The sequence below is a fragment of the Thermogutta hypogea genome (assembly GCF_055386265.1).
Genome location: NZ_AP042425.1, coordinates 1,932,921 through 1,945,482 on the forward strand (window position 1 = coordinate 1,932,921; position 12,562 = coordinate 1,945,482).

General features: G+C 60.5%; 10 protein-coding genes. 9 read left to right on the plus strand and 1 reads right to left on the minus strand.

From position 1 onward, the window contains the following. Positions 1-102: 102 nt before the first annotated feature. From coaE to ACZ5B4_RS06970, 9 genes are all read left to right on the plus strand, one after another. The gene (gene coaE, locus ACZ5B4_RS06930; RefSeq protein ID WP_464913702.1) at positions 103-702 is read left to right on the plus strand and encodes a dephospho-CoA kinase; all 600 of its coding nucleotides are present in this window, start codon (positions 103-105) and stop codon (positions 700-702) included. A gap of 360 nt (positions 703-1,062) precedes the next feature. Then, positions 1,063-2,544, plus strand: a complete 1,482-nt coding sequence (rho, locus tag ACZ5B4_RS06935) for a transcription termination factor Rho (protein ID WP_464913703.1) — start codon at positions 1,063-1,065, stop codon at positions 2,542-2,544. A gap of 199 nt (positions 2,545-2,743) precedes the next feature. Continuing rightward, positions 2,744-3,295, plus strand: a complete 552-nt coding sequence (ribH, locus tag ACZ5B4_RS06940; RefSeq protein ID WP_464913704.1) for a 6,7-dimethyl-8-ribityllumazine synthase — start codon at positions 2,744-2,746, stop codon at positions 3,293-3,295. A gap of 61 nt (positions 3,296-3,356) precedes the next feature. Beyond that, positions 3,357-3,815 carry a transcription antitermination factor NusB gene (gene nusB, locus ACZ5B4_RS06945; RefSeq protein WP_464913705.1) on the plus strand — a complete coding sequence of 153 codons (459 nt, stop codon included), beginning with the start codon at positions 3,357-3,359 and terminating at the stop codon, positions 3,813-3,815. Positions 3,816-3,964: 149 nt separating this feature from the next. Beyond that, positions 3,965-4,879: a signal recognition particle-docking protein FtsY gene (gene ftsY / locus ACZ5B4_RS06950; protein ID WP_464913706.1), complete on the plus strand. Its 915-nt coding sequence runs from the start codon at positions 3,965-3,967 to the stop codon at positions 4,877-4,879. A 145-nt stretch (positions 4,880-5,024) separates the two neighbouring features. Beyond that, on the plus strand, positions 5,025-6,416 hold the full coding sequence (locus ACZ5B4_RS06955; RefSeq protein ID WP_464913707.1) for a Gfo/Idh/MocA family protein: 1,392 nt from the start codon (positions 5,025-5,027) through the stop codon (positions 6,414-6,416). Positions 6,417-7,523: 1,107 nt separating this feature from the next. Then, a complete protein-coding gene (locus tag ACZ5B4_RS06960) occupies positions 7,524-8,966 on the plus strand; it encodes a porin (protein WP_464913708.1) in 1,443 nt (480 codons plus the stop codon). 293 nt (positions 8,967-9,259) lie between these two features. After that, positions 9,260-10,603: a porin gene (locus ACZ5B4_RS06965; protein ID WP_464913709.1), complete on the plus strand. Its 1,344-nt coding sequence runs from the start codon at positions 9,260-9,262 to the stop codon at positions 10,601-10,603. Between the two features lie 196 nt (positions 10,604-10,799). After that, on the plus strand, positions 10,800-11,147 hold the full coding sequence (locus tag ACZ5B4_RS06970; protein ID WP_464913710.1) for a P-II family nitrogen regulator: 348 nt from the start codon (positions 10,800-10,802) through the stop codon (positions 11,145-11,147). A gap of 58 nt (positions 11,148-11,205) precedes the next feature. Here the strand turns inward: ACZ5B4_RS06970 and aroF are convergent, their stop codons facing one another. Beyond that, positions 11,206-12,261: a 3-deoxy-7-phosphoheptulonate synthase gene (gene aroF / locus ACZ5B4_RS06975; protein WP_464913711.1), complete on the minus strand. Its 1,056-nt coding sequence runs from the start codon at positions 12,259-12,261 to the stop codon at positions 11,206-11,208. Positions 12,262-12,562 lie beyond the last annotated feature (301 nt).

Genomic DNA, 12,562 nt, shown 5'->3' on the forward strand with positions numbered 1-12,562 from the left:
CGCAAAGCCCCGCCGCGCATCGAGCCGGCGGCCCGTCTTGCCTCGGGCATCATCGAGTCGTCGAATAGGGACCGCATCCCAACGAATTGCGAGAGACGAAGCATGTGGATCATCGGAATCGTAGGAGGAATCTGTGCGGGCAAGACGGTGGTGGCGCACGAACTGACGGTGTTGGGTGCCCGCCATTTCGACGCCGACAAGGTGGCCCATCGTCTCCTCATGAAACCGTCGGTAGCGGAGGATCTTACCGGCATCTTCGGCCGGGAGATTTTGTCCGCAGAGGGAGGAATTGACCGGAAGAAATTGGCGGAAATCGTCTTCCATGACGGGCCTCAAGCGGATCAAGCCCTGCGAAGACTGGAGTCGGTGCTGCACCCCTTGGTTCTGGTCGAGTTTTACGCCGAGGCTCGCCAGTCGGCGAGGGAGGGCATCCCCGCCTTGGTCCTCGATGCGCCATTGCTCTTGGAGGCAAAATGGGCTAAACTATGCCATAGAATCATTTATGTTGACGCATCTCCGACCGTGCGCGCGGAGCGTGCTCGTTTTCGCGGGTTCGACGCGGAAAGTCTTTCTCGGCGCGAGCGCCGGCAGAAATCCCTGGAGTTCAAGCGGCTCCGGGCCGACTTCATGATTGACAACACCGCGTCCCGCGAACACGTCCAGGCTCAAATAGAACGGTTTTGGCGTTTACTTATCGGCTAGATTCCCGCCCCCAGGTTTAACGCTTATTTGAGCATTTGGTCGGCCTCTTGCAGGAAATCTGCGACCGCGGCTCGGCCTACACCGGTTCAAGCCATGACGCGGATGCCGCTCCCGGCCTCTAGGTGTTACTCGCGGTTGATCCATTCCAGCTCCACCTCGCCGAGAGTGCTGCAAGGCCGTCCGGGAATCGCCGAAATGCGACGCAAAGATGACACGCGAAGGCTGAACGAGTGTACTTGCCCGGCGGGCTGCTCCTCCGACGACGGCCCGATGTTCGAATTGCTCTAAAACCACCGTATTCGTATTCCCTCCACGGCACCGATCGCGTGCCGGACGTCGGCTTATCAGGAGCCTCACTCCATGTCGCAATCGCACAACTCCAATTATCACGACTCCGCCTCGACGCCGCCTCGACGCTTCAGTCGGGAGGGCGGAGACGGTTCGCCTCGCGGCGGGCATCGCCCGCGGCGTCGCCCCGATAAGGAGAAGGAACCGCTGTCCATCGCGGAACAATTGGTCGAGGGCCGCCTCGATACCGACGAAGAGGATCGCGAACTGGAAAAAATCAAGCAATCCGGCGATACGAATATCGCCGTCTTGCAGCGGATGTCGATGGCGGAATTGATCGAGGAAGCGCGCAAGGACAATCTCACCGACATCGCCGGCATTAATCGCCAAGAGCTGATCTTTCGAATCCTGAAGGAGCGAATCAAACTCAGCGGTTTGATGTACGGTGAAGGTACGCTGGAAATCCTTCCGGACGGTTTCGGTTTCCTCCGCAGCCCGGACTATCATTACCTCGCTTGCCCGGACGATATCTACGTTTCCCCCAGTCAGATTCGGCGATTTGGTCTGCGCACCGGCATGACCGTATCGGGACAGATTCGTCCGCCGAAGGAGAACGAGCGCTATTTTGCCCTCTTGCGGGTAGAGGCCGTCAACTACGAAGACCCGAATCTGGCAGCGAAAAGAATCTCCTTCGACGATCTGACGCCGTGCCATCCCGACCAGCGGATCATGCTCGAGACGACGAGCGACGAGATCGAATGCCGCGTCGTGGACCTGATTGCGCCGGTCGGCTTCGGCCAACGCGGCCTGATCGTCAGCCCCCCCAGAGCGGGCAAAACGATTCTGCTCCAGAAAATGGCCAAGGCCGTCTTGCACAACTATCCGGACGGTTACGTCTTCATGCTGTTGATCGACGAGCGGCCGGAAGAAGTGACCGATATGGAACGGCAGGTCAAAGGCTCGAACTGCGAAGTCATCAGTTCCACCTTCGATGAGGCACCCGCGCGGCACATCCAAGTCTCGGAGATGGTGCTGGAAAAGGCTAAGCGAATGGTGGAGTACGGGCGCGACGTGGTGATATTCTTGGATTCCATCACCCGTCTGGCGCGTGCTTGGAACGCCGAATGTCCGCACTCCGGGAAAATCCTCAGCGGCGGCGTCGACGCCAATGCCCTCCAACGGCCTAAGCGGTTTTTCGGCTCAGCGCGAAAAATCGACGAGGGCGGCTCGTTGACGATCATCGCCACCGCCTTGATCGACACCGGCAGCAAAATGGACGAGGTAATCTTCGAGGAATTCAAGGGCACCGGCAACATGGAAATCGTCCTGGATCGCAAACTGGTGGACAAACGGATCTGGCCCGCCATTGACATCAATCGCTCAGGCACGCGGCGGGAAGAGATGCTGCTGGACCGGGAGGAATATCGCAGGATTTGCGTGTTGCGTCGAGTGCTCAATGAGATGAATGCCCCGGATGCGATGGAATTCCTTGTGGGCCGCTTGGCCAAGACGAAAACCAACGCCGAATTCCTGATGAGCATGAACGTGCGCTAGACGCCCCGTAATTGGCGCGAAGGCCCCTCGCGGTGACGACGGCAAACATCCCACTTCGATAGGGCGTCCTGCCGTGCGGCATCGAGATTCAGCCAGCCATCCGCCGTGGATCATTCCGTCGGTAAAGACGCGGGCAGAGCAGGGGACCCGTGACAAATCGGGAATATCAACGACTCTTGTCAGGTGAGAGCCACCAACCATGAAATTCGATACGTTACCGCCTGACGCATGCCGGTCGGAACCGATTCCGTCCCTGACGGACTACGGCAAAATGGCGGTCATCGTCGCCCGCTTCAACGAGACGATAACCCGGGGGCTCCTCGAGGGCGCGGTCGGCGTCTTGCGGCAAGCCGGGATGCAACCCGACGACATTCACGTCTTCTGGGTACCGGGGGCCTTCGAGATTCCCACGGCGGCTGCCATCGCCGCCCGATCCGGCGCGTATTCGGCCGTCCTGTGCCTGGGCGCGGTCATTAAGGGCGAGACCTCGCACGATACCCACATCAATCGGGCGGTCAGTCTTTCGCTGGCGAATTTGGGCATGGAAACCGGCATTCCGGTTCTGTTCGGTGTGTTGACGTGCGAAACCCTCGAGCAGGCGATCGCCCGTTCCGCCCCGGCGCCGGCTGCCCACGGAAAAGACGGAGCCGGTCCCAAGACCGGCAATAAAGGGGCCGAATGTGCGGAAGCGGCCTTGCAGATGGTGGCCGTCCTCCGTCGAATGAGAGAGGTGGTCTCATCCTCCCGATAAGGCGCCCGCGGTTCGGTCCATGTTCAGGAAACAAGTCCCGGGGTCCCATGGAGTTCGATCCGTGACGACTCGTCCCGCCCCAGATCGCCACCAAGCCAGAGTCTTGGTTTTACAACTCCTATACCAAGACGACCTCAACCCTCGAAACAACCCGGCCAAAGGCGAGGAGATGATTCAAACCAGCCTTCGCCAGCCGGAATTGGTACGTTTCGCGAAAGACCTTTTGGCCGGTGTCCGACGACACCGCCGCGAATTGGATGAACGCCTGCAACGGGGCGCGGAGAATTGGACGCTGAATCGCATGGCCGCCGTAGATCGCAACGTATTGCGTCTGGGAGCTTATGAATTGCTCTACACGGACACGCCCGCCAACGTGGTCATCGACGAAGCTGTTGAATTAGCGAAATCGTTCGGCACCGAGCACTCCGGGGCTTTCGTCAACGGCATTCTCGATCTCGTGTTGCGTGAGCGAGAGGCCGCGTCAGCCGGTCGCCGTGGTGAACGCGAAGCCTCCCCTTGACCGGCTCGCCGTGGGGGCCGGCATGAGGGAGTCGCCGACTGCGGCCTACCTTACAAACGAAGGAATATCGGGATCAAAAAAGACGGCGCCGAAAAACGACCCGGGGCGTCGCTCCACTGCAAGCTGTTTTCGGAAAGAGACATCAAATCATGGGATTCTTTGACCGGATCAAGCAAGGTCTTAAGAAAACCGCACAAATCCTGCAAACGGACATCCGCGATCTCTTCAAGGCGAAGGGGCGGCTGGTCGATCAGGCTTTCCTCGATGAGATCTTCGAAGTGCTCGTCCGCACCGACATGGGTGTCCAAGCCGCGCGGCAAATCGCGGATCGCATCGCGGATAAGTACCGGAATCGCGTCATCGAATGGGAGGACGCCGTCGCGGAGATCAAATCGCACTTGAAGGAGCTTCTCCGCCAACCCGACGCCCCGTTGAATTCGGCTCCCGACGGGCTGACCGTCTTGATGGTCTGCGGGGTCAACGGGTGCGGAAAGACCACGACCATCGCCAAGTTAGCGCACATGCTGAAAGGCCAAGGCAAGAGGGTCGTGCTGGGAGCGGCGGATACGTTCCGAGCCGCCGCCGTGCAACAGCTTCGCACGTGGGCCGAGCGATTGGGAGTGGAAATCGTGACGGGAGCGGAAGGCAGCGATCCCGCCGCCGTGGGACACCGCGCCGTCTCCGCCGCCTTGGAACAAGGGGCCGACATCTGCATCGTGGACACCGCGGGCAGGCTTCAGACGCATCAAAACTTGATGCGAGAGTTGTCGAAAATCCACCGGGTGCTGGGAAAACAAGTGGATGGAGCCCCGCATGAGGTGCTACTCGTCCTCGACGCGACGACCGGGCAGAACGGCATCAGCCAGGCCAAGCATTTTACGGATGCCGTAAAGTGTACCGGGTTGGTACTGGCGAAGCTCGACGGAACGGCCAAAGGCGGCGTCGTGGTGGCCATTCGTCAACAAGTCGGCCTGCCTGTCAAATTCGTCGGCGTGGGGGAGCGGCCGGAGGACCTGCTTCCCTTCGATGCCGAAGTCTTCGTGAACGGACTCTTCGACGACTGAATCCGTCCCTATCCGCGGGTTTCTCCTTCTCCCGCGCTTGCAGTGGAATCGCGTTTGTTCCACAATAGCAGCGGTATCGAAATCGGACTGCCTTGTGCCTTCCGTACCGCGATTCACGCTACCCCATCTTGAAAGGAGAGGTTCCATGTCGTCGTCGCAATTATCGCGTCGTTCCATGCTCAAGGCAGGCGCCGCGTTGACCGTGCCGCTTTTGGTGTCGGGCAAGGCATTGGGTTTGGAAGGTGCCGCGCCGGCCTCCGAACGCGTGAAGGTCGGCATCATCGGTCTGGGCGGACGTGCCCGCGGGATCGTCGCGGAATCCCAGGAATTGAAGAATCTGGAAATCGTGGACGTCAGCGACTGCTTTCGTCCGGCCGTGGATCGTTTCATCAGCGAAAAAGCCGGCGGCCGTAACTGGATCGGATACGACGATTTCCGCAAGATGATCGAGGAGAAGAAGCCGGACGGTGTAATGGTCGAAACAACGACCCATGCTCGTGCTTGGATCGCGGTGACCGCCATGCAGATGGGCATGGATGCCTACATCGAAAAGCCCATGTGCCTGACCATCCAGGAAGGGCGCTACATGGTGAACGCGGCTCGCCGTTATCAGCGAGTCACGCAAGTCGGCACGCAGCAGCGCTCCATGCCCTACAACAATTGGGCCAGCGATTTGGTCAAGAATGGGGCCATCGGAAAGATCAAGACGGTGTTGGCCCCGAACTTCGTCGGCCCCGAGAAGTGGCCGGGCAAACCGGAAATGCCGCTCCCGTCGGGCGGAAAAGAGGGCTGGTGGGATGTCTGGACGAATCAAGCCGAGCTTCGCCCCTATCACCCCGAACTGCACCACGGCTGGGAGCGTTGGTGGGACTATGACGGCGGCGGTTTGTGCTTCGGCGTCACCGGCTGGGGTACCCACTCCTACGACCAGATCCAGCGAGCACTGGGAACGGATGAAACCTGCCCGGTCGAGATGGTCCTGGAGGAAGCGGTCTACACCGGGCCTTGCGGGCAATTCGAGCGGGTGCCCGACGACGATCCCACCTACCTCGAATACCTGAATCAGTTGGCGCGACCGGTCACCGGTCCGCGCGCCAAGGTGCGCATGTGGTATGCCAACGGCACGGAATTGCGTCTGCACTTGGACGGCGATTGGGGGCCGGGACTGGGAGCGATCTTCATCGGCGAAAATGGCAAGATCGAAATCAACCGCAACAAGATCGCCACCAATCCCAAAGAACTTTTGCAACGTCCGGACAACCCCGGCCCGATTACGCGGCCTGAGACCGAATATCACATCGCCAATTGGCTGGACTGCATCAAGACTCGGGGCAAGTGCAATGCGGACATCGAGTACGGCCTACGATCCACGACGCTTTGCTACCTTGTGAATATCGTGCGCGAGGTCGGTGAGGTAGGCTTCAAATTGAAATGGGATCCGGCGGCCGAAAAGTTTACCAATCACGAAGGCGCCAACCAGTCTTCCTACATCACTCGGCCGCGGCGGAAGGGCTACGAACTGCCCGCCTTGACCTGATCGGTTTGCCGCCTGGAGTCCTACGGTAGCGAAGTCCGAAGCGGTTGTGACGATTGTAGGGGCCAGGCCGCGACGGCTGGATGGCCGGACGAACGGCTGCCGTCGAAGTCATCGTCGGTTGCGGCCGGTCAACGCCGCCGGCCGAATCAGTAATCTTTTGCAATGAAGGTGAGGCTCTCGGCTCCCAGCGAGTGGAGTCGGGGGCCTCTTTCATTTCCCTTCGTCAAGATACGGAAAATCACCCGCCAGAACATCCCTGCAAATCCGTCACAACCGTTACCACCGGAGCGTTGGGAGCCTCGATTACCATCGAACCCGCCGTTGAAGGCGTTGCAGGCTGCATCCCCGCTATACCCCTCACCGATACAAAAACTGATCCATCCGATTTTCCGCGCGCCGCCCGCACGAGACATACATCTTTGCAGCCGATGGATAGCAGCGGACGGGACGGGCCCGGCGAGAAGGCCTCAGTTCAACCATCCAAACTTCCTTTACGGGACGCCTAGCATGCGACGCTTCGGACTTCCACTGCCCCACAAGTTGTTGTCACTGACAATCGGGTTCGCCTTGGGGATCGCGCTGATAGGACTTCACGATCGCCGGCAAGCCGCCCGCCCTGCCGCGGCAATTCCCACCCGCACGGCTTCCGGTCTCCCTCAGGCAGTGCCGCATTCGGTAGGCCGCGTCTCTTTCGTGGACGATTTCTCCGCCGGCGCGAAGCCTTCCGCCAATGTTGCCGAGGAAATGCGCACTAGCCATACCCAAAGCTGCCTTGTCACGCCTGCGGTGCCTACCGACATGCGACTAAAAGAGGCAAGCGGCGCCGATGGTATTGTTGCCGCTTTTCGCGAGGTTTCCCTCAGCGGAACCCTTCGCCAGCCGCCGTCTCTTGATCTTTCCTCTCGTGACGAACCGTTCGGTTACGAATCGTACGCGAAGTCGAAGGATGCAAACCGGCACATCCCGCCCACTCGGACAGACGCGGGAATCGTAGTCTCGCGGTCGGCGTCGACGGACGATCTGCAACTTGCCGCGTCCCGTCTGAACACGGCACTCACGCGCAACATTTCGACGGAACTAGTCCAGCAACCGAGTGCCGTTGAACGGGTGGCTTTCTGGGATGATCGCCCCATCCTCTGGGCACCCCAAGGAGAAGACTTCACATCGCCGGCGGATCGCGGCGACCAGGCCGTTTCCCAATTGCCGCTCCGAACGGTCTCCTTGCCGGATCGCCCCAGCCGTGTCCAAGCCGCTTCGTCCAGCCGAACGGCCCATGCATCTCCCCTGGATCTTGCGCCGATCCCCGAGGCCGCATTGATGGGTCAAGCGCCGCCTGAAGACGAGACTCAGGAACCGGAGGCACATGCCGTCGCGCCCGAAAACTGCGTCGCTTGCAAGCGAGGTTGGTTCTCGGACTGGCTGCCGTGCGATCCGTGCCGTTCGGACACGCCCTACGAATTGCCCACTCCCTCCTTCCTCGCCGCTCGCGGCATCGACTTCGGCGGATGGATCGAGGGCGGGGCCGCCGTCGTCGCCAATCGCCCCGTCGACCGCTACAACGGCGTCGTCACCTTCGCCGATCGCAACGCCGAACCCCAACTCAACCAGCTCTGGTTCTTCCTCGATAAACCCGCCGACAACCAAGGCTACGGCTGGGCTTGGGGCGGGCACGTCGACTTCCTCTTCGGCTCCGACGCCCGATTCACCCAAGCCGTCGACGGCCTGGAATCCGACTGGAACCAAACCCATCCCTTCTACCAGGCCGCCCTCCCGCAGTTCTACCTCGACATCGCCTATAACGATTGGCTCCTCCGCATGGGCCACTTCTACACCATCCTCGGTTACGAAGTCGTCCAAGCCCCCAAAAACTTCTTCTACACCCACTCCTACGCCCACCAGTACGGTGAACCCTTCACCCATACCGGACTGCTCCTCTCCCGCAAACTCAACGACCAATGGGCCTTCTCCCTCGGTCTCCACCGCGGCAACGACCAGTTCGACGATACCGACGGCCAGGATGCCATCGGCTTCCTCGGCGGCGTCAACTGGACCAGCCTCAACGAACGCCTCGCCTTGGCCTTCGCCCTCTCCGCCGATGAATTCGGACCCCAAACCCAACGCGTCATCTTCTCCACCGTCGCCACCTGGAACATCAGCTCCCGCAGCCAATACGTCTTCCAGTGGGACTGGGGCAACGCCGAGGACGCCCGAGGCGTCGATAGCCAGTGGTACGGCATCAACCAATACTTCTTCTACACCATCAACCCCTGCTGGAAGTTCGGCACCCGACTGGAATGGTTCCGCGACACCGACGGCACCCGCGTCACCGGCATCGGCGTCGGCAACCAAGTCGCCGGAGCCTCCTTCCCAGGAGACTTCTACGAAATCTCCGTCGGCCTCAACTGGTCGCCCCGCGCCAACATCCTCGTCCGCCCCGAGCTCCGATGGGACTGGTACGAACCCGAAGGCGCCGTCGCCACCTTCCCCTACGATTCCGGAGACCGCGACGATCAGTTCCTCTTCGGTTGCGATTTCATCCTCACCTTCTGAAAGGTTGACGGCGGTGGAATAAACCCCAAAAACGGGGCGTAAGCGGCGAGTAGAAGAAGTATCGGCCAACCTTGGCGAGACAGGAACACACAACGCATTTCTCCCAATTTGACATCTACGCCGGAGAAAATCCTTTTTCCTGATAAACCACGAGGTTTCGGATAACCGATAAGACACTAGGAAAGGCTTTCGCCGTTGCGACTTGTCCGGCCTCGTGAGAGATCGCCGTCTCCCGTATCACCGCGGTCTCTTTCACTGCCCCAGAACGGTACTTCAGGAAAGGGAGTCCCAGGATGTCCATGAAACTCAAGGCATGGAAGCTCGCCATGGCGGGCGTTTTCTTGGTCGGAGCCGCCGCCCAAAGCTTGGCACAATCCGGCGGCGTATATCCCACATCGCTCACCGGAAACTATTTCGGAGGTCAGACCTCAGCGAACTGCGGCTGTGGAACGTCGGACGCTTACGGCGACTGCACATCCTGCCGGGGCGGCTTCTTCTCGGACTGGCTGCCGTGCGATCCGTGCCGTTCGGACATGCCCTACGAATTGCCCACTCCCTCCTTCCTCGCCGCTCGCGGCATCGACTTCGGCGGATGGATCGAGGGCGGGGCCGCCGTCGTCGCCAATCGCCCCGTCGACCGCTACAACGGCGTCGTCACCTTCGCCGATCGCAACGCCGAACCCCAACTCAACCAGCTCTGGTTCTTCCTCGATAAACCCGCCGACAACCAAGGCTACGGCTGGGCCTGGGGCGGGCACGTCGACTTCCTCTTCGGCTCCGACGCCCGATTCACCCAAGCCGTCGACGGCCTGGAATCCGACTGGAACCAAACCCATCCCTTCTACCAGGCCGCCCTCCCGCAGTTCTACCTCGACATCGCCTACAACGATTGGCTCCTCCGCATGGGACACTTCTACACCATCCTCGGTTACGAAGTCGTCCAAGCCCCCAAAAACTTCTTCTACACCCACTCCTACGCCCACCAGTACGGTGAACCCTTCACCCATACCGGACTGCTCCTCTCCCGCAAACTCAACGACCAATGGGCCTTCTCCCTCGGTCTCCACCGCGGCAACGACCAGTTCGACGATACCGACGGCCAGGATGCCATCGGCTTCCTCGGCGGCGTCAACTGGACCAGCCTCAACGAACGCCTCGCCTTGGCCTTCGCCCTCTCCGCCGATGAATTCGGACCCCAAACCCAACGCGTCATCTTCTCCACCGTCGCCACCTGGAACATCAGCTCCCGCAGCCAATACGTCTTCCAGTGGGACTGGGGCAACGCCGAGGACGCCCGAGGCGTCGATAGCCAGTGGTACGGCATCAACCAATACTTCTTCTACACCATCAACCCCTGCTGGAAGTTCGGCACCCGACTGGAATGGTTCCGCGACACCGACGGCACCCGCGTCACCGGCATCGGCGTCGGCAACCAAGTCGCCGGAGCCTCCTTCCCAGGAGACTTCTACGAAATCTCCGTCGGCCTCAACTGGTCGCCCCGCGCCAACATCGTCGTCCGCCCCGAACTCCGATGGGATTGGTACGAACCCGAAGGCGCCGTCGCCACCTTCCCCTACGACTCCGGAGACCGCGACGATCAGTTCCTCTTCGGTTGCGATTTCATCCTCACCTTCTGAGAGGTTGACGGCGGTGGAATAAACCCCGCCGTGGCGCCAATCGGAAGCAGAGACACGATCGAAAGCGAGGGTCGCCCCCCGCGGCGACCCTCGCTCGCTTTCTTGAGCGGCCATTCGGCGCAACGCTTCCGGCCCACTTGCGATCCCCGCCGCCGTGCGCTAATATCAACCCAAGAAAGGCACATGGGAATCGCCGATGAAACTAATCATCGCCATAATTCAGCCGCACCGTCTGGAGGCCGTCAAACAATCGCTGGCGGAGGTGGAAGTCTTCCGACTGACGGTGATGGACGTGCAAGGCTTTGGGCGGGAACGTGTTCAGTCCGAAACGTATCGCTCCCAAGAATTCGCGGTGAACCTTGCGCGAAAGGTTCAAGTCATGATCGGCGTGAACGACGAGTTCGTGGACCGGACCGTCGAAGCGATCATCCGGGGCGCACGCTCCGGCGCCGAAGGCCAAATCGGCGACGGCAAGATCTTCATCTTGCCTCTCGAGGATTGCGTCCGAATCCGCACCGGCGAACGCGGCGGCGAAGCCATCTGACCGAAGCCGTCTGACCACGGCTTGCGGCATCCTTCGCTACGGCCTCAGCCGTCAGCTTCTATTGCGTCAAGGACGGTTCCCGGGTGGATTGCCAGGCGGGATTGATCGTCCGTCCGACCGCGTCGGCGATTTTGCCGCATAACGCCATCAATTCCCTGAATTGCTCGAACGTCAAGGATTGAAAGCCGTCGCTCAAGGCCCGTTCCGGGGTAGGATGGACTTCCACGATCAAACCATCGGCTCCGGCGGCAACGGCGGCCGCTGCCATGCGTCCCACCAAAACGCTATGGCCGGTGCCGTGGCTCGGATCGACGACCACGGGCAAATGTGTGCGTTCGTGCAGCCATACGACGGTGGATAGGGAGAGCGTGAACCTCGTGTGAGTTTCGAAGGTACGGATGCCGCGCTCGCACAGGATGACGTTGTGATTTCCGGTATTTAAGACGTACTCGGCGGCCAAGAGCAATTCCTCCGCAGAAGCGGCGGGCCCTCTTTTGAGCAGCACAGGCTTGCCTGCCTGCCCCACCTCTTCGAGCAGACGGTAGTTCTGCATGTTCCGGGCGCCGATTTGCAGGATGTCGGCATAGGCCGCCACGACCTCCACGTCCGCCGGCGTAATCACCTCCGTGACGACGGGCAAACCCGTCTCGGCCCGCGCTGCGGCAAGGATTTTCAAGCCGTCCTCTTTCAAGCCCTGAAAAGCATAGGGACTGGTACGAGGTTTGAAAGCTCCACCCCGCAAAGCCGCGGCGCCCGACGCTTTCACCGCCCGCGCGGTCGCCAGGGTCTGCTCCTCATTCTCCACAGAACACGGACCGGCGATGACGCCGATATGGGAGTTGCCCAAAACCAGGGGCCCCACGCGGACCACCGTCCGTTCGGGGCGAACTTCCAGACTGGCGACTTTGTAGGGGGCTAAGATGGGGATGATCTCCGCCACACCCGGGCACGACTCCAGCGATTGCCGGTGTTCGTCCCGCTTGTTCCCGATCGCCGCGATGACCGTCCGCTCCGTTCCCATGATGACGTGGGGTTTCAGACCGAGTTCACGCACCCGGTCCACCACCCCGCGAATCTGTTCATCCGTGGCGCCGTTTTTCATCACCACAATCATGACCGAGTCCTCCGCCTTGCAGCGTACTTGGGGAATACTAAAGGTTCACGGTAACCAACGCCCAACACGATGTGATGACAGAACGAAAAAGCCCTGACAATCGGTCGCGATTGCCAGGGCTTTCAAGGTTTCGATCTGTCTAACTATTCTACAGACCGCCTCCGGCCCCGCAATCGCGGGGGCAATAAAACCCGAAATAGGCGGCCCACAAACCCAACATGAACAACCGTCTCGATCAAGAATACCTACACAGCGGTTCGTCCACCGAACCGCATACTTTTACTATCGGAAATATAAACCG